Here is an 18345-nt window from a genome sequence, read left to right as displayed (position 1 = left end):
CGGGACCCCAGCACAATTAAAGACCGACACCTAATAATTAAAGCACACTTCCTATCAGGTCAAAGCCGGATAGGAAGTGCTTTGGTTATGGGTTTTAGCGAACTTTTCGGCAAGGTCTTTGATGCTCAAAGGGTGCAGTATTTTTTGCTTAAGGAGCTGGTTTAAATGTACACGGCTATTATTGTTGAGGATGAACTTAATATTTTAAAGCATATGAATAAACTGGTGGTTTCCATGGATGAGTTTTTGATTAAGGGCACTTTTGCAACTCCCCATGAGGCCTTGGCTGCTTTTCCGGACCTAATGCCCGATGTGGCATTTATCGACATTGAAATGCCCAGGATGAACGGGCTGGAGCTGGCCCGCAGACTGCTGAAAGTGAAAGATGATTTAAGCATTATCTTTACCACGGCTTACGGGCAGTACGCCTTGGACGCTTTTGAGGTGGAAGCCACAGATTATCTGATGAAGCCTATTATGAAGGAGGATCTGCAAAGGGTTCTGAAGCGGCTCAATAGGGTTTTCAACATTCAAAAGAGGCAAAGTCCCCTTCTGAAACGTGTTCCCTCCTTTGCTGTTCGCTGCTTTGGTGCCTTTGAAGTAAGAGATCAACAACAGCAGATGGTCCGATGGCCGACCAGAAAAGCGGAAGAAGTATTTGCCTACTTTTTAGCCAATCAGGGCAGATATATCAGCAAATGGGAACTTTTGAAGATTTTCTGGCCGGAAATAGAAGAAGAAAGAGCCATTCCCAACCTCTATAATACTATCTACCGGGTCAAGCAAGTCTTAAAAACCCTTCCCTTGTCACCTAAAATACAGAAGATCAATGAAGGCTATATACTGGAGGCTCAGAGGAATTTATCTGATTTGGGGGAATTTTTGGAGGTCATGAAGCAGAGCAAAGAGAACAGCGATTTTCCTCTGGAAGCTTCTATAAGCTTGTTTTTCTCCTATGCGACTCCTTTGTTTGGCGACAAGGATTATTTCTGGAGCCTGCATATAGAAAAATACGTGGCCCAGGAATATGGGAAGCTTTGTCATAAGCTGCTTTTGCATTATTATGAGCAAAATCAACTTCAAAAAGGGGAGGAAATTATCCAGCACTATATGGCTCAGTATATTGAAGATGAGGATATGCTGCGGAAATGGCTGAAGCTCGTGGCTCATTGGCAGGGCTATGAGGAGAAATCGGATGAGTACCGGCACCGGTTTAACGAAAAATTAGCATCGGCGGAGCTGCCGCTGCTGGAGTAACATCCTGGCTCTTTGCTGAAATCCAGTTTGAGATTCAAAAGATAGCAGGCATCCTTGAGTTTATTGAAACGAGACGATGAGCCAGGGTAAATCATAAAGCTGAAGGAGAGCAAAGAGGAAGCGCTTGAAATTGCGGGATTTCAAGCGCTTTTCTAATCATTTCAGAGAAACTATGCTATGATTAATCCGCAGACAGTTTGTCACTGCGTAGCAAAGCAGAGTTTACCAATATGGCAAAATCAGAAGTAAGTCATGAAAGGGGTATGATGTGCATACCTCTTTTATGGTTTAAGCACAAAATATTTTGACTTGATTGAAAAAGTAGACACAAGTATCATGATTATGGATGGGTTTAACTTTTAGGATGCCAAATTCAAGAAGGAGTTGGACCACATGGCTAAAGAGAATAAGGCTCAGGTTGTTATGATCGCCGCAATTACTGCTTTATGCATTTTGGGAGATTCAATGCTCTATGTTGTGCTGCCCACCCACTGGCAAGAGGCCGGGCTGACCTCCCTCTGGGAAGTTGGGGCATTGCTTTCGATAAACCGCTTTATCCGGGTACCTCTGAATCCGATTGTGAGCAGGCTTTATAGAAAATTAAGCCATCGCAAGGGCATTATTTTAGCAATCCTTCTCTCGGCCATGGCGACAGCTTCTTATGGGATCAGTGGCTTTTGGTTTTTATTATTGATGCGGGCAATCTGGGGAATCGCCTGGACGTTTCTCAGGTTAGGAGCTTATTTTTTTATCCTCGATATTTCAGCTGACGAAAATCGTGGGCATTATATGGGCATTTATAACGGGATTTTCCGGTTGGGGAGTTTAGTCGGTATGCTTGCCGGAGGCATCATTGCCGATATCTTCGGCATGAAAGCGGTCTCGTTTGTGTTTGCCGGCATTACTCTTTCGGCGCTTTTCCTGGTGTACTACTCAGTTTATCCGTCCGCGGGCCCAACAACCCCCCTGGCAACGGCTGCTCCGCCGGCAACATATCCGTTAAAGATCACTAATGTATGGAAAGACTCCCAAATAATCTGGATGCTGCTCACCGGTTTTTTGGTGACAATGCTCTATCAGGGAGCATTTACTTCAACCCTTAGTCATCTGATCGATCTGCGGCAAACTCAGCAGATGGCTGCCCATGTCATGATCGCATCGGCCTCCTTGGCGGGAATTATCCAGGCAATCCGCTGGGGTTGGGAGCCTTGGCTGGCGCCTTGGTTCGGTCGGAAATCCGATCATTGGGGACGCAGGCCGGTCCTGATTATCGCTTTGCTGGCAGCATCTGTATTATTTGCTTTAATCAATACGGGAGTTCCGTTCGGGATATGGATTGCCATAATTTTTGGGGTTCAATTAACGGCCACTGTTTTAACGACGGTTGTGGATGCGGTAGCGGGTGATGTGGCTTCGCAGACAACGGTCAAAACGTCCATAATGACAGCTTATTCAATAGTCACAGATTTAGGTTCGGCTGTAGGAGCCGTAAGCGTCTATCTGATAGCTTCAGCAATAAATATTGAGGTATATTACTGGGGCGCAGCTTTGATTCTGCTGCTGCTGGCCTTCAAATGGGCGGCGGCATTAAGAAAAGCCTGATACGTCGGTAAGCCAGAGCCAAATTATGGGGTAATTAAGGGGGTAATTATTGACAAACGATAATTTACCGGTTTATAATGCAGGTAATTATCGTAAAACAATAATTATGAGGTGGATATGAAACACAAGGTATTGGGGATCGTGCTGGGGGTAGAAGGGGCGGCTTGTGTCCTGTTCGGCATTCTGCAAACCTCTTTTTCCTCCGGATTTACAGCCGCCATGGCTTTTCCTTTTGAGCAGTTGGGGCTTTTGCTGCGGATGCTTTCTTTTTCCGGAGGGGCTGGGAATGCAGCGGCGTTGCTGATCTATGGAGCCGCCGCACTTTTGCCTCTTCTGATCCTATTCCTTCTGAGCAGGAAACGGGAGCTGCAGCGGGAGGACGGGCTGCTGGCGCTCTTGAGTGTTGTTTTGTTCCCCGTGCTGTACTTTATGACAAATCCGGGGATGATCGGTTCCCTTTTCGGCGGAGCCCTGGGAGGCTCAGGGGGAGCCGGGCTGGCTGCAGGCAAGGCGGTCCTGGGGGGCACGGTGTATTCCCTGGTGTGCGGCTATTTCGTTCTGCGGCTGCTGCGTCTTTGTTTTGAGAGCAGTACGGTCAGGCTTCAGCACTATATGATGGTTTTGCTGAGCCTGCTGACCGTGGTTTTTGTCTATTTGATTTTCGGCGCCTCTTTCCGGGAGCTTCTCCATTCCCTGGCAGACTTGAAGGCGGGCAACAACGGCAATGAGCATTTGTTGGGAGTAAGCTATGTTTTTCTGGCGCTCCAATTTGCAGTGAACGCTCTGCCCTACATTTTTGATGTCCTGGTGGCTTTCGCCGCCCTCCGGCTGCTGGAGGACATGGGAGCGGATCGTTATTCCGCAGAAAGTGTGGAAGGGGCCGACCGGTTAGCCCGGCTGTGCGGTACCGCCTTGGCGGCTACAGTGCTGAGCAGCATAGCCTTTAATCTGCTGCAGCTTCTTTTTGCCCAAAAACTGCTGGTGCTCAGCAGTTCGGTGCAGATTCCTGTATTTTCCCTGGCTTTTGTACTGGCCGTCCTGCTGGTTGCCCGGTTTATGGAGGAAAACAAGGGGCTTAAGGACGATAACGATATGTTTATCTGAGAGGTGCGGAATGGGGATACAGGTTCATCTGGAGGATGTATTGAAGGCCCGGGGCATGACCTCGAAGGAGCTGTGTGCTCTGGTGGGGATTACGGAAGCCAATCTGTCCATTCTGCGCAGCGGCAAGGCCAAAGGGGTGCGTTTCAGCACCATCAATAAAATCTGCTGGCATCTGAAGTGCGATGTGGGAGATATTCTGAAATTCGATGGAAAGCTGGAGGAAGAGGATGGGAATGAGGATTAAAGAAAGGTTCATGGGGCTCTGCCTGCTGATGTTTATTGGATGCTTCCTGACCGGATGCCAGCTGGCCAAGGAAGAGGGCAGCGCCGGGAGCTACGAAGACAGGCTGGTCGGGGTGTTGGTGACCACGGAGTATCTGGATCTGTTTGATTTTGCAGGATATGTTGAAGATAATCCAGGCAGCTTTTCGGGAGGGGAAATCCAGATTGACGGTGCCGGGGAGAAGTATCAGGGCCGGCTCTATGCAGAACTGACTAAGGAGATCCTGACCGATGAGGTGAGCGGCCACCAGGTGGAAAGGGAAGAGTATGACTTTCCGGGGGTGGAGGGCATAGCCTACTATTCCCTGCGGGTTCCTGACACCGAAGAGCGGGAGGGTTATTTCACCACCGGGTCTGACGAAGGAATCAGTGACGGCCATACCAGCCTGCACAGCAGCGACGGAGGGAACAGCGTCGAGCTGAAAGGTACGATCTATGTGCCTGTGAGCTCTGGGCGCACCTATTATTTCAATCCCATGTATCAAAGCGCCGACGGCCGGGTTTATGTGACCTCCGGCAGCGGTATGTCTTCCGGGGGAGAGCAGAGTGAGGGCGAGGCTTTCACTCAGACCATGAAAGCCGATTACACCATAACGGAAAACGGCAGAACCGAGAAGGACAGCATCTCTGTCCAGCTCTCCATCCGTATGATGTATCCGCCGGAAGGGATGGCGATTTTGCAGATGAGGGAGGACGGCGCTGTGATCTCCCGTGGGGAGTATGGGCCCGGGGAGGTGCCGGAAAGGATTATTCCTGAAAAGGGTACCGCCTATTTGATCGTCGAGACCAAGAAGAGGGACAATAGCGGCAGGATGCTTAAGGACCGCGCAATCTATGATCGGGACGAGGAGTATCTGGAGGCCTTTTTCTGCCGGGAGGATGGTATCTGTATCAAGAAGCAGGTGCCTATCGAGCGGGAGCTGCCCTCTTTGTCTGCTCTGTAGTGCTGCATACCGGGAGGTGCTGAAGCGGGTCGATCAAGCCCTGTATTTATCCAAATCCAAGGGGCGCAGCCAGGTCAATATCATCCTTTAGACAAGGATAGGCAGCCAACCGACAAAGAGTGTGAACTCGCTATGAGAGACCAAAAGCTGGACAAAATTATTTACTCATGATATAATACTCAACGTTGAGTAATGGGGGTGAAGAATTGACGCGGCTACTTGTGCTTGGCATGTTGGACGTTCAGCCAATGTCCGGTTACGATATTCAGCAGGCGTTGCAGCTGACAGATGCGGAACGCTGGGGCGGTGTGTTGATTGGTTCTATCTATCATGCGCTGAAAAAGATGGAGCAAGAAGGCTATGTTGCCGTTACAAGCATAGAACAGACAGGGCACCGTCAAAAGGCGGTTTATACAATGACTGAGGCCGGAAAAATCTATCTTCAGGAACTGATCAAGGATGCACTTAAAACCTCTTCCGTACTTTATCCTTCAACCCTTTATTCCGGACTATCTTTTTATGAGAAGCTGGGAAAGGATGAATGCCGGAAAGCCCTGCAACAGCAGCGCAATGCATTGCAAGAAGAGTATGATGCCGTAAAGCAAGGCCTGGCGGCCAAAGACGCAGCCATGGCTCATAACATTCCTCCCATGGTCATGCTGGTGATGGATAACATGCTTTCCCTGATAGAGCAGCAGCAGGACTTTGTTGATAAGGCGCTGGAACTTTTAGACACTGAGAATTAAAACTCTCCCTCGTCGCCGGGGGAGAAAAAAATACTCATATACTCAACATTGAATAAACAACGTTATATAAGAGGAGGTTTTGTCTATGAATTTAATTGAGGCGAAAGGTCTATGCAAACGCTTTCGCAGCCGCGAAGTTGTGAAAGGGATTGACATGGAAATTCGGCAGGGTGAAATTCTCGCTCTGATCGGCACAAACGGGGCCGGCAAATCAACCACCCTGGCCATGCTCCTGGGGATATTGCCAACCGATGCCGGTAAGATCACCCGCTGGAGAGAGGATTACCGGGCCCACGTGGGTGTGCAGCTTCAAGCCACCCCTTTTTTTGAGGGTTATACAGCCGAAGAAAATTTGCGGCTGTTTGCGGCACTGTATCATGCAAAGCTGGATAAGAAGCAAATAGACGCCAAATTGGCGGAATGCAATTTGCAGGAGGCCAGAAAAACCCTGGCCTCCCGTTTGTCCGGCGGGCAACAAAAAAGGCTGGCGATTGCTGTCACGACGATCCACAATCCGGATTTAATCATACTTGACGAACCGGCCTCAGGGCTTGATCCCCGTGCCCGGCAGGAAATAAGAAGGATGATTCAGCAACTGGCGAAAAACAAAGTGACTGTGCTTTTTTCTTCTCATGATATGGAGGAAGTATCTCGTATAGCGGACCGGATCATTTTGATGCATGACGGGCGAATTGTCGCTCAAGGCCGGCCGGATCGTCTTTTAGAGCAGTATCATGCGGAAAATCTTGATGATTTGTATCTTGGGCTGACGGATACCGTGCCAGGAAAGGAGACACAACGATGAAAACACTGTTCAGCCTTACCTTCAAATCGGCAAGCCGGGATCCCTTTTTACTGCTATGGTCGGTTTTACTGCCCATCGGGGGCATGGTTGGGTTAGGAATGCTGATAAAATCCCCGGAATATCCCCAGAGCATCGTAACCGGGATGATGGCTGTCAGTATTTTATTTTACGCTTTCACGACCACCTCTTTTGCCATCCTGGCACAACGCCGGAGAGGTGTCTACCATCTGCTGCGGGTGACGCCCATGCCCCTTTGGCAATATGTATGCGGCCTATCAGGCGCCTGGACTTTGATTTCTTTTTTATGTGCGCTGCTTGTATTGTTGTCGGGAGTCTTTGTATTTAAACTGAATGTCTCCCTGCCATCCTTCCTGGCGATGATTCCCATCATTTTGGTGGCAACTCTCAGTTATGTTTTCTTTAGCTTTGTCATTGCCAGTCTGAGCCGGACAGAAAACAATGTCAGTCTTCTGACAAACCTTGTTACCATGCCTCTCTTGTTGAGCAGCAGCGCCTTTTACTCCTTGAATAATGCTCCGGCATTCATTCAAGCCATCAACAGATGGAATCCTTTTCAATGGTTGGTCAATGGTTTGCGCAGTGCTTTTGATTTGGCATGGGCCGACTATTTTGCCAATATGGGCCTGACATCGTTAGTGGCAATGGCAGCGCTGCTGCTGGCCCTAAAAACATTTCGCTATGCCGAGGTTTAAGAAATTTTGCTTTTCATATACCCTACTTGATTTCCTGCTCTAGATTAGAAAACAGCTCACTGTCAAAAAAGTCTCGAACACTGATGCCGAGTCTGTCACACAACTTTTTATGGTATGTAAACCGATAAAGGCAGCATCAAGATACTTGAAGAGCCATATCATCATTACTGTTAAGAGATAATTGTAATTTGGATTTGTCCCAAATACGACCGCGCCGTCGTATTTGGGACAAACCTGTATTAAGGAAGCTTTTCACCCCTGGGGTCATGATTCCATATGCTGAAAGTAAAACAACTAAAGAAAGGAACTGCAGCATATGGATGATTTGACCACAGAGCGGACGCCGCTCTTAATCGCAACTGAAATTAACATGATTAAACAACAGACCGGGAAAATTCTTCTGGCCGGTGCCATTGAGGTCGGCCGCCGTCTGAAGGAAGCCAAGGAGTTGCTTCCCCACGGGGAATGGCTGAAGTGGCTGGAGGAGTCCGTAAGCTACACAGACAGAAGGGCTCAGAAGTTGATGCGTATCTTCGATGCCTATGGGAGCCAGCAGATCCCTCCTGCCGGTGCGGTTTCTCGGAAGGCCGGTGCTCTTAATTCCGGTTCTCCCACCGCTGAGGACCAGGTTCAAAAACAGGGGCCGCCGCCTAATTTGAACTATACTCAGGCCCTCCTTCTTCTGGGTGTCCCGGAAGAGGAACGGTTTCAGCTTATGGAGGAGCTGGATCTGGAAAGCATGACCACCCGCGAGCTGGAAAAGGCCATCCAGGAGCGAAGGCAGGCGGCTGCGGAACGGGACCAGGCCTTACAGGAAAATGCAGAGCTCCAGAAAACCGTGGAGGAGCGGGATAGTCGGGTTACCCACCTGACCAAGGAGGTGGATGGTCTGAAAAAGAAGGCCGAGGAGCTAAACCAGGCTAAGGCAAAGGAAGAGGCTAAAGTCGAGAAACTGAACATGGATCTGGAATCTAAAAAACAGAGCACTTCCGCTAAGGCTATCGACAGAATGAGCAGAAACCTTGATGCAGCCTATCATAAGGCTAAGGCCAATCGCATTGCTTTTTTATATGAAAGTATGGAGCGCAATTTCCGGGAGCTGCGCCATGAACTGAAAGAGTTCGCAGCTAAGGAGCCGGAAACCTATGAAATGTATAGAGATAAGGTCATGGACTTTTTAACCAAGGGAATGAAGGAGAAACTGTGAGCCGGATAAATGGAATTCTGCTTTAGTTAAATATTGGCTTTTTATAGCATCCTATCACAATGACACCTTTTAGCCAGAACCTTATCTAATTTAAACGAATGAAGGCCTGTAATAGCTGGCGACATAAGGATCTATCGTCGCAAATGCCGATAGTAAGCAATATTTATCTCCTCCGCATAGTATTTAAGATCTTTTTAAATTGTTTTAGGACAAATAGTCCTGAAGATCAATAGGACTTATCGTCCTAATATATACTTGTTTTGGTGATGCTGATGCAATTAAGAATGCGTGATATTCGTGAAGATCATGATCTAACCCAACAGCAAGTTGCAAAATACTTAAGGTGCGATCAATCTTTATATTCCAAATATGAGCGAGGGGAGCGTGATGTTCCTCTAAATGTTATGATTAAGCTCGCAAAATTTTATAACACCAGTATTGACTATTTGGTTGGACTTACAGAAAATAAGCGGCCTTATCGATAGTCAAGGAAACTGCCTAAAGAGGAAAACAGCGGTGGCATCAGGCCCCGCTGTTTTCCTTCTTTATTAGTCACTGAAGATTAGTTGCTGAAGGTGGATTTTTGCCAGTACAAGCTGCTGAAATCCGCTCCAGGACTGTGGCCGGATTTATAAAGAGTTCTTATAAATCTGAATAATATCTTCCAGCTTGGCCAGGCGCGGGTTGGTCAGACTGCAGGCATCTTTCATGGCATTGACGGCCATGGTTTGCAGATCCTCTTCTTTTACGCCCAGCTCAGTGAGTCCGCTGGGTATGCTAATGTCCTGGGATAAGGTTGTCATTGCCGTCAAAGCCTTTTCTGCGGCATCTCTGGCCGATAAATTCTTTACTTCCTCACCCAGAGCTTCGGCAATGTCTACGAAGCGCTCAAGGTTTCCAATCAGATTAAAGCGGGATACACGAGGTAAAAGGATGGCGTTGCAAACACCATGGGGCAGATTATAGAAGCCGCCTAACTGATGGGCCATAGCGTGAACATAACCTAAGCTGGCATTGTTAAAGGCCATACCGGCCAGGAATTGGGCATAGGCCATTTGGTCCCGGGCTTCAAAATCCTGGCCGTTGGCAACAGCACGGCGAAGGTACTTGCTGATGAGCTTAATCGCCATCAAGGCAGCTGAATCAGTAATAGGGGTAGCTGCAGTGGAGACGTAAGCCTCAACAGCGTGAGTCAGGGCATCCATACCGGTGGCGGCGGTCAGAGGGGCAGGCTTTCCGATCATCAATAAGGGGTCATTGATGGAGACATTGGGGGTAGCGTGCCAGTCCACTATAGCCATTTTAATATGGCGGTCCGTATCGGTAATAATACAGAACCGGGTCATCTCGCTGGCTGTTCCTGCCGTAGTGTTGACAGCAATCATCGGTACCATGGGTTTTGCGGATTTATCCACTCCTTCAAAATCACGGATATTTCCGCCGTTTCCGGCAACCAAACCCACACCTTTGGCACAATCGTGAGCAGACCCCCCTCCCAGTGAGACAATCATATTGCAGTTTTCTTTTTCAAACACGGCCACGCCATCATGAACATTCTTATCGGTAGGATTAGGTTCCGCTCCGGGATAGATGACAACCTTTACGCCCTCAGCTTCAATAATCTCCGCGATCTGTTTGGCCAGTCCGCTCTGATTAAGGAAAGCATCCGTCACCAGAAGAGCTGTTTTGCCTCCCAGGATTTTTGCCTGTTTTCCGGCCTCCTGGGCTGCACCGGCCCCCATAAGATTGACGGTCGGCATGTAGTAGCCATAGACTTGATGCACGACAGACATAGTGTATCCTCCTTGCATTTTATTTCCCTTTCGGGATAGTTGACTTACTACAATGCAATTCACATGCCATCCGAAGCTTAGAGAAGCAAAATATATTGAATAGGCTCAATATTCAGAAATATATTCTTAACTCTTGGGACCGGGAGTGTTTTTTAGCTGGGAATTTATGAAATTTCTGCTCCATTCCTGCACATTGAGCATTGACAAGTGCTCTATATTGGCACACAAGGTTATTTGGCGACAAGGTTGTTCCAGCTGCTGGGATGTGCTATTCTAATTATATAGTTGTACTTTTCAAATTTATTTGAATATTTATTTTAAGAGAGGGTTCACTTATGAATGTCCATTGGCGAAAATTTCTCAAAGGCGAACTTATTGAGAACGGAATCGCTCCGATGATCTACCGTTCCTGGCAACGGAGCGTAAGCTACAATGTCAATCATACTGAAATCTCTCAAAATATGATCTTAACTACCTCTCAATTACGTGAATTAAAGGACTCTCAGGAAGATATCATCCGCGCCGCTGAATTTGTGCTGCCCCACCTGGGCAAGCTGTTGCAAAGTGCCAACTACACTGTCTTATTAGGTGAAAAAAAAGGCTTCATTTTAGAAGCATTGGGAGATGGTCCGTTTCTGACCAAAGCGCAAAAGATTCACCTTTCTCCCGGGGCGAATTGGCGGGAAGATATCAAAGGTACCAATGCCATAGGAACAGCACTCACTGAGGATTGTCCCATCACAGTCTCCGGCTGTGAGCACTTTGTCCAGGAAAATCATTTCATGTCCTGTTGGGCGGCACCCATTCATGATGTACAGGGAGAAATTGTTGGGTTTATCGATATAAGCGGTGAAACGGGAAATCATCAGGAGCAGATCATTGGGATTGCCATTTTAGGGGCAAAGCTGATAGAGCAAAATTTGCGCACCTTAGATATTGAGCGTCAGCTTAAATTTTATCGTGAAGGGGCAAAGCTGGCTATCGATCTGCTCAAGGAAGGATTCATTTCCATAGACCGGTTTGGCGTGGTTACCAATATCAGCCCCAGCGGGGCATCCCTGATTGGACGCAAGCGCAACGATATTATTGGCAAGCCTGTTGCAGAGGTATTCAGTGCTCCCAAAGGCTGGATGGTCAATAATCAAGCGCTGGATCTTCACTTGAAAAATCAGTCCGGTCATGAGATCGCCTCATCCTGGCGGCGGGTTGCCGATGAGTCGGGAGAATTCCTCGGAGCATTTGGAACGGTGCAGCTCACTGAGCCGCAAACCGCGAGTCCTGTTTGGGTCGGAAGCAGTCCCAGCTCTCGACAGATTATGGATCGTGTTTATAAGGCGGCTGCCGCTCCCTCTTCTGTTCTTATTCAAGGGGAAAGCGGGACCGGAAAGGAAATTGTTGCCCGTATGATCCATGACTTCAGCTCCTTCAGAGAGGGTCCCTTTGTAGCTCTTAACTGTGCAGCACTGCCCAGTTCTCTTTTAGAGAGTGAATTATTTGGTTATGCTGACGGAGCTTTTACCGGTTCGCGCCGGGGCGGTCAACCGGGCAAATTTGAATTAGCTCACCAGGGAACGATTTTCCTGGACGAGATTGGCGACATGCCTTTGACGGCACAAGTTGCTCTGCTCCGCGTACTTCAAGAAAAGGAAGTCACCCGAATCGGAGGGACAAAACCACACAAAATAAATGTTCGGATCATTGCCGCCACCCATAAAGATTTAAAATCTTTGGTTGAGGCCAAGACGTTCCGTTTGGATCTTTACTACCGGCTCAAAGTTATCACCATTGAACTTTCGCCCCTTCGGGAACGGCTGGAGGACATTAGGGACCTGGTTCCGTATTTTATTCAAAAATCATGCACCCTGAATCAGCTTACCTGTTGCGGAATCGAGGACAATGTCTATCCCTACCTTTACGCCTACTCCTGGCCGGGAAATGTCCGCGAATTGGAAAACTGTATCGAAAGCATGATTGCCATGGCCAATTCCCATGTCTTAACGGTTGACGATTTGCCCTTGGAGCTCAGGCAAATCCCCGACTCCAAAAGGGTAGAGAGTCCCTCCCTCCTTGATCAGCAAACCAAACAAACGATTTTAGCTGCTCTTGCCCAGACTCAGGGGAAAATTGCTCCGGCAGCGCGGCTGTTAGGCATTGGTCGGAATACCCTGTATAGGAAAATAAAAGAGTTTGATATAAGTGTTTTTTGATTTAACATTCATTAGGAGACAAGAAAAACCGAGGCTCGCCTCGGTTTTTCTTGATCATAAAACATAAGGAAAATGTCGCAATATGAAAATATTGTCACAATTTAGGACTGATTTACCTCGATGGAGGGGCTTCTGTCCGTAAAAAATGGGAATTTCTTGGATTGGCACGATTATTGCAACTTTATAAAAGAAGCCGCAATTACATGTAAATAATTGCTCAGAATAAGGTTATGCAAGTAACCAAAAGGGAGAGATCAGGTGTTGAAAAGTCTGGCTACAAAATTTGTGTTCTTGATCAGTATTCTTCTCATCATCGTTTGTGGAAGCCTTGGGTTTATCAGCAATCATTTTTCTTCTCAAGCGGTACTCAAAGAGGTCAATCAATCGTTGGAGATAGTTTCCCGGGAGACGGCGCTGGCATTGAAGAACGACCTGGAAAGACAGCTTGGTTTATTAGAACTCCTCGCCAACCTGGAGGCGATTAAGGACCCGGAGGTGCCCGCGGAAGAAAAAGTAAGGGTTTTGAAAAGTGAAATCCAACGGGCAGGATATATAGATTTGGGGATTGCGGACTTAGAGGGAAACTTAATCAACGGTCAGGGAGTGGCCGGGGTCAATATCGCCGATCAGGACTACTTCAAGGAAGCCATAGCCGGCAAAGCCGTAGCCTCCGATCCCAAAACAAGCAAGGTTGACGACTCCGTAATTACTGCTTATGCGGTCCCCGTCAAACATGGCAGCCAAATCATCGGTGCTTTAATTGCCACCCGTGACGGCTACGAGTTGTCCAGGTTTACCCAGTCTATAGAACTGGGCGGCTCCAGAGCTGTTTTTGTGATCAACGGTCAGGGTACGGCCATTGCCAATGCGGACCTTGAAAAGGTTAAAACCATGGACAATATTTTTAAAAATGCTGAAAAAGACCCCGGACTGGCCGATTTTGCGGCATTGCAAAAGAAAATGGTCGCCGGAGAAAGCGGTGTGGGTTCATATATTTACGGAGGGATAAAAAAATATACAGGATACGCTCCTGTGGAGGGAACAACCTGGTCATTAGCCGTAACTGCTCCACAGAAGGAAGTTATGGCTGGGGTCGATAATCTGAGGAAAATCCTGATTATCTGTTCCTTTGCCTTCTTTTTGATCGGGATCGTTGCTGCTTATGGATTCACCCGCAATATTGTCGGCCCCCTCAATCAGTTGGTGGCTAAAATTCAGGAAGTGGCCAAAGGAAATCTGGCCGTAGAAGATGTGGAAGTCAAGAGCAGGGATGAAGTGGGCCTTGTAGGGGACGCCCTGAACACCATGCTGGGGAGTCTGCGGGACTTGGTAAACACTGCCGGCGCTCTGGCCGAACAGGTGGCCGCCTCCTCCCAGGAACTGACCACCGGTGCGGAGCAGCAGGCCAAAGCGGCCAGTGAAGTGGCCAGCACCATAACCAATTTAGCCTTGGGGGCGGAAAATCAGGAAAAAAGCGTGGATGAAATAACCGCCTCCGTCGAAGAAAGTTCAGCCACCATAGAACAATTGGCGGTCAACAGCAACAGAGTTGCCCAACAAACAAAAGAAGCGGCGACGGCGTCTTCTCAAGGACAGAAATCGGCGCTGCGGGCTGTGGAACAAATGAAGAATATAGGCGAAGTCTCTGTGAAGGTTCAGAGCGCCGTGGGCCGCTTGGCTGTCAGTTCCCAGGAAATCAGTGAAATCAATGATGTGATTTCGGGAATAGCGGAACAAACCAATCTGCTGGCTTTGAATGCGGCTATTGAAGCCGCCAGAGCGGGGGAGCAGGGCCGGGGATTTGCCGTAGTAGCCGAAGAAGTGCGCAAACTGGCCGAACAGTCTCAGGCTGCAGCTAAGCAGATTGCCCAGCGTATCACCCTGAATCAGTCCCATATTACGGATGCGGTGACGGCGATTGAATTAAGCAGTGAAGATATTCAAGCGGGCATAGAAGTGGTCAATACCGCCGGGGGGGCTTTTGAAGATATCGATACCCTTATGAGCATGGTATCAAGCCAAGTGGCAGAGATTTCAACCGCCATCCAGCAGCTTGCCCAAGGGAGCCAGAGCATCGTTGAAGCCGTCCGCAGTCTGGAGAGCATTACCAAAGAGAATATGAACACCTCCCAAACAGTATCTGCCGCCACCGAAGAGCAGACAGCATCCATCGAGGAAATCGCCGCTTCCAGTCAGAACCTGGCTGCAATGGCGGAAAGCCTGCAGGTAAGTCTCAGCAAATTTACGGTTTAAAACGTTGAGCAAGGAACATTCAAACTGTTCATTCCCATTACCTGTATGCGCAAGAAGGGAAGCGCGGAGACCATCGCAAACGTATCCAGTCCTGCCAAAGGAAAATTAGCCTGCCGCCAAACGTTTTAACGTCGAGAGGCAGGCTTTTGGTTCTATACATGGATGGAGCTTAACCTAAGCAACAGTATAAATTTTTACATCAGGGTCGGCACTCCACAGGGGCTTAAGACCAACGAAAACATCGTTTTTGAACAGATCACTGGTTAAGTAGGCCTGAGCATTCTCCACGCTGTCAAAGCCATGCAGAACTTGTACATCTTCCTCGCGGATAAGCAGGTCTTTGGTAAGAGCGCCTTTGATCTGGCGCAAGAAAGGCTGCCGGTAGTCAGCATAGATTTTTCCGGCCGCCGGGCGATCGGCTTCATTAATCACCATAGTGATTTCAAGATATGCTTTTACACTCATGTTCCATTCCTCCATTGGCGTTAATTTTTAGGGGTTTGACCATGACTGGAGTATAACAAACCCACTATGAACGCTCAATATATTAGGAATTTTATGAGTGACTAATAAATTTAATAGTAACTATTTTTTAAGCTGGTCGCAAGTTTTACAGGGGGGAAGTTTTTTCTCCAATTCATCTTTGGTCTGCTGTCGTGACCATTGGCAGATGTTCTGAAGAATCGGCAACACTGAGCGTCCTCTGTCTGTCAGTGCGTACTCTACTTTGGGAGGAATTTCGTTATATTGTGTCCGTTCAATTAATTCATCGGCAATAAGCTCTTTAAGCATAGCGGCAAGGACCGCATCGGTAATATTGCCCAGTTCTTTTCTGATGGCATTATAGCGAATCACTGTGTTTGTAGAAAGCACACATAATATTCTCGCTTTCCACTTCCCGCCGAAGACATCAAGGCCGTATTCGATGGGACACATGATTTCTTTTTCGATTTTAGGTTCATATTTCATAATGATCTCCTCACTTCTCATTTACTTAGTAACAATAGCAAATGATAGTTAAATCAGCAATGTGCTGGACACCATAAGCTCATGGCCCTTAAGATAGAACAAGACAAGCATAAACTACCTAATAAGCAGGAGCAGGGAGGGACTATGGATGAGCAAACCATTGATTGTATACTACTCTTATTCGGATACCACAAAGAGTTTAGCAGAGGATATAGCGATTATTACCGATGGAGATATCAGAGAATTAATTCCGGAAAAACCTTATTCATTTACCTATAATGGCGCAACAAAAGAAGCAAGAAGCGAAATCGAAAGGGGATACTGTCCTAAGCTATTGTCTGGAAATGAGCCCATCAATGATTATGACTATATCTTTATCGGAACCCCCAATTGGTTCAAGTCTTTTGCACCGCCCATCCTGAGCTTTTTGCGCAGCGTTGATTTGAAGGGGAAAACGGTTATTCCCTTTTGCACCCATGGCGGCGGGGGATTTGGGCAAATAGAGATCAATATAGCTCAGGAATGCCCTGATGCGAAGTTGCTGCCGGGATTGGCTGTGACAGGCGATTTTGAAGAACAGCAAGTTCAAGATTGGCTTCTTTGCCTTTCCTGCCTGAAGGGGTTATGATAAACTCAGAGTTTTTTAAGCGGTTCGCGCTAATCACCTGTATGAGTAAGAAGGGGATAGTTTGTATAAAATTCTGATTGTGGAAGACGATGCCACCATTGCCGAGGCTATCCGCAAACATATCCAGTCCTGGGGTCTGGAAGCCCGCTGTGTGGAGGATTTCCGGAACGTCCTGGCTGAGTTCGCCGCACTGGACCCCCAGCTGGTGCTGCTGGACATCGCCCTGCCTTTTTATAACGGCTACCACTGGTGCGGGGAGATCCGCAAAGTGTCCCAGGTCCCCATTATGTTCATTTCCTCGGCAGGGGACAACATGAATATCGTCATGGCCATGAACATGGGGGGAGACGACTTTATCGCCAAGCCCTTTGATCTGAATGTGCTCACAGCCAAAATACAGGCCATTCTGCGCCGGACCTATCACTTCGCCGGACAGGTCAAGATCCTGGAACATCGCGGAGCCTTGCTAAATACCGCCGATGCCAGCCTGACCTATCAGGGACAGCATATCGAACTGACGAAAAACGATTACCGCATCCTCCAGGCCCTGATGGAAAACAAGGGCAGGGTGGTCAGCCGGGATACCCTGATGCAGCGGCTGTGGGAAACGGACAGCTTTGTGGATGAAAATACCCTGACCGTCAACATGACCCGCCTGCGCAAGAAACTGGAGGCCGCAGGGTTGAAGGATTTTATCCTTACCAAAAAAGGGTTGGGCTATCTGATTGAGTGAAAGGCGCCGGGCAGAGCAGGATTGCCCGGCAGAGTGGGGAAGGGAAACACCGGCCCAGTGAAGAGGGTCCGGTAAGCTGGAATAAGGAGCCGGTCGATGGACTTGTTTTTCGCTTATCTGAAGTCACAGCGTAAAATTATCGGAGCATTCCTGGGCTTTTGCCTCATCTTTGCTATAGTGTTTGCCCTTTATGAACTGCCGGTGGAAGCAGTGGGTTACGGAGCGGTGCTCTGTGCTTTTCTGGGGGTGATCCTGGTGGTTCTGGATTACAGGGCTTTTTATGAGAGGCATAAACGGCTGGAGGCTCTGCGCCGGGAAATCACGGTGACCGCCGCCGGTCTTCCCCAGCCTTGGGGACCCCTGGAGGAAGACTATCAGGCCGTCATCCGGGTTCTTTATGAAGATAAGCTGCAGCTGACCGGCCACATGCGCCAGCGGTATACGGATCTGGTAGAATACTATACGGTATGGGCCCATCAGATCAAGACCCCTATCGCCGCCATGGGGCTTCTTCTGCAAGGGGAGCAGGGGGACACCCCACACAGCCGGGAGCTGAGGGAGGAGCTTCAGCGCATTGAACACTATGTGGAAATGGTCCTCTGCTATCTGCGGCTGGAGGCTCCCGTCACGGATTATCTGATCCGGGAGTATGATTTGGACGGCATAATCAAACAGGCGGTGCGCAAATATGCTTCTCAGTTTATCCGCCGGAAGATCCGGCTGGAGTATGAACCCCTGAACTGCTGGGTTTTGACGGATGAAAAATGGCTCCTGTTCGTCATTGAGCAGATCCTGTCCAACGCTCTTAAGTACACCCGGTCCGGGACCATCGCCATTACCCTGGAAGAGCCGAAAACCCTGTGCATCCGGGATACCGGCATGGGCATCGCACCGGAAGACCTGCCCCGGATTTTTGAAAAGGGCTATACCGGCTTTAACGGGCGCACAGATAAGAAAGCCAGCGGCATAGGGCTCTACCTCTGCCGCCGGATCTGCCGCAATCTGGGCCATGAGATCACCGCCGTTTCTGCTGCCGGCAGGGGCACGGAGATCCGGCTCGATCTGCAAAGCGCTGAATTGGCAATAGAATAAGCAACCTTGC

At 48.5% G+C, this 18345-nt stretch carries 18 protein-coding genes; 15 read left to right on the top strand and 3 right to left on the bottom strand.

Annotated elements, in window-relative coordinates:
• The first annotated feature begins 165 nt into the window (after nucleotides 1-165).
• From DESLBE_RS14100 to DESLBE_RS14045, 10 genes are all read left to right on the top strand, one after another.
• Nucleotides 166-1257 carry a response regulator gene (locus tag DESLBE_RS14100; protein ID WP_144677380.1) on the top strand — a complete coding sequence of 364 codons (1092 nt, stop codon included), beginning with the start codon at nucleotides 166-168 and terminating at the stop codon, nucleotides 1255-1257.
• Nucleotides 1258-1650: 393 nt separating this feature from the next.
• A complete protein-coding gene (locus DESLBE_RS14095; RefSeq protein ID WP_144677379.1) occupies nucleotides 1651-2859 on the top strand; it encodes an MFS transporter in 1209 nt (402 codons plus the stop codon).
• 117 nt (nucleotides 2860-2976) lie between these two features.
• Nucleotides 2977-3963 (top strand): hypothetical protein, encoded by a 987-nt coding sequence (locus DESLBE_RS14090; protein WP_144677378.1) that lies wholly within the window; start codon nucleotides 2977-2979, stop codon nucleotides 3961-3963.
• A 10-nt stretch (nucleotides 3964-3973) separates the two neighbouring features.
• Nucleotides 3974-4207, top strand: a complete 234-nt coding sequence (locus DESLBE_RS14085; protein WP_144677377.1) for a helix-turn-helix transcriptional regulator — start codon at nucleotides 3974-3976, stop codon at nucleotides 4205-4207.
• Complete coding sequence (locus DESLBE_RS14080; RefSeq protein ID WP_144677376.1) at nucleotides 4197-5189, top strand: hypothetical protein; 993 nt, start codon at nucleotides 4197-4199, stop codon at nucleotides 5187-5189. Before DESLBE_RS14085 ends, DESLBE_RS14080 begins: the two co-directional genes overlap by 11 nt.
• A 206-nt stretch (nucleotides 5190-5395) precedes the next feature.
• A complete protein-coding gene (locus DESLBE_RS14075) occupies nucleotides 5396-5935 on the top strand; it encodes a PadR family transcriptional regulator (RefSeq protein WP_026198973.1) in 540 nt (179 codons plus the stop codon).
• 85 nt (nucleotides 5936-6020) lie between these two features.
• Nucleotides 6021-6740: an ABC transporter ATP-binding protein gene (locus DESLBE_RS14070; protein ID WP_018307132.1), complete on the top strand. Its 720-nt coding sequence runs from the start codon at nucleotides 6021-6023 to the stop codon at nucleotides 6738-6740.
• The gene (locus DESLBE_RS14065) at nucleotides 6737-7453 is read left to right on the top strand and encodes an ABC transporter permease (RefSeq protein WP_018307131.1); all 717 of its coding nucleotides are present in this window, start codon (nucleotides 6737-6739) and stop codon (nucleotides 7451-7453) included. Before DESLBE_RS14070 ends, DESLBE_RS14065 begins: the two co-directional genes overlap by 4 nt.
• A gap of 316 nt (nucleotides 7454-7769) precedes the next feature.
• A complete protein-coding gene (locus DESLBE_RS14055; RefSeq protein ID WP_144677375.1) occupies nucleotides 7770-8660 on the top strand; it encodes a DUF3102 domain-containing protein in 891 nt (296 codons plus the stop codon).
• Between the two features lie 272 nt (nucleotides 8661-8932).
• Complete coding sequence (locus DESLBE_RS14045) at nucleotides 8933-9145, top strand: helix-turn-helix transcriptional regulator (RefSeq protein WP_172625436.1); 213 nt, start codon at nucleotides 8933-8935, stop codon at nucleotides 9143-9145.
• Between the two features lie 144 nt (nucleotides 9146-9289).
• On the opposite strand, the gene DESLBE_RS14040 is transcribed toward DESLBE_RS14045, so the two are convergent.
• Entirely contained in the window at nucleotides 9290-10453 is a 1164-nt protein-coding gene (locus DESLBE_RS14040; protein ID WP_018307122.1) for an iron-containing alcohol dehydrogenase, read from the bottom strand.
• A gap of 335 nt (nucleotides 10454-10788) precedes the next feature.
• On the opposite strand from DESLBE_RS14040, the gene DESLBE_RS14035 reads away from it, so the two are divergent.
• Together DESLBE_RS14035 and DESLBE_RS14030 are read left to right on the top strand one after the other, a co-directional pair.
• Nucleotides 10789-12660 (top strand): sigma-54-dependent Fis family transcriptional regulator, encoded by a 1872-nt coding sequence (locus tag DESLBE_RS14035; RefSeq protein WP_144677373.1) that lies wholly within the window; start codon nucleotides 10789-10791, stop codon nucleotides 12658-12660.
• A gap of 258 nt (nucleotides 12661-12918) precedes the next feature.
• Nucleotides 12919-14913, top strand: a complete 1995-nt coding sequence (locus DESLBE_RS14030) for a methyl-accepting chemotaxis protein (RefSeq protein WP_144677371.1) — start codon at nucleotides 12919-12921, stop codon at nucleotides 14911-14913.
• 174 nt (nucleotides 14914-15087) lie between these two features.
• Here DESLBE_RS14030 and DESLBE_RS14025 read toward each other — a convergent pair whose 3' ends face one another.
• Entirely contained in the window at nucleotides 15088-15378 is a 291-nt protein-coding gene (locus tag DESLBE_RS14025) for a hypothetical protein (protein WP_144677369.1), read from the bottom strand.
• Nucleotides 15379-15498: 120 nt separating this feature from the next.
• Nucleotides 15499-15882: a helix-turn-helix domain-containing protein gene (locus tag DESLBE_RS14020; protein ID WP_015942815.1), complete on the bottom strand. Its 384-nt coding sequence runs from the start codon at nucleotides 15880-15882 to the stop codon at nucleotides 15499-15501.
• Nucleotides 15883-16030: 148 nt separating this feature from the next.
• Between DESLBE_RS14020 and DESLBE_RS14015 the strand changes: the two genes are divergently transcribed.
• The 3 genes from DESLBE_RS14015 (at nucleotide 16031) to DESLBE_RS14005 (ending at nucleotide 18335) form a co-directional block, all read left to right on the top strand.
• Nucleotides 16031-16510 carry a flavodoxin gene (locus tag DESLBE_RS14015; protein ID WP_144677367.1) on the top strand — a complete coding sequence of 160 codons (480 nt, stop codon included), beginning with the start codon at nucleotides 16031-16033 and terminating at the stop codon, nucleotides 16508-16510.
• 61 nt (nucleotides 16511-16571) lie between these two features.
• Nucleotides 16572-17243 carry a response regulator transcription factor gene (locus tag DESLBE_RS14010; RefSeq protein WP_144677365.1) on the top strand — a complete coding sequence of 224 codons (672 nt, stop codon included), beginning with the start codon at nucleotides 16572-16574 and terminating at the stop codon, nucleotides 17241-17243.
• Nucleotides 17244-17339: 96 nt separating this feature from the next.
• A complete protein-coding gene (locus tag DESLBE_RS14005) occupies nucleotides 17340-18335 on the top strand; it encodes a sensor histidine kinase (RefSeq protein ID WP_144677363.1) in 996 nt (331 codons plus the stop codon).
• The last annotated feature ends 10 nt before the right edge of the window (nucleotides 18336-18345 follow it).

Source organism: Desulfitobacterium sp. LBE (assembly GCF_007830365.1).
Taxonomy (GTDB): Bacteria; Bacillota; Desulfitobacteriia; order Desulfitobacteriales; family Desulfitobacteriaceae; genus Desulfitobacterium; species Desulfitobacterium hafniense.
Note: the sequence above shows the minus strand (reverse complement) of the source record. Positions and strands in the feature narration are given on the sequence as shown.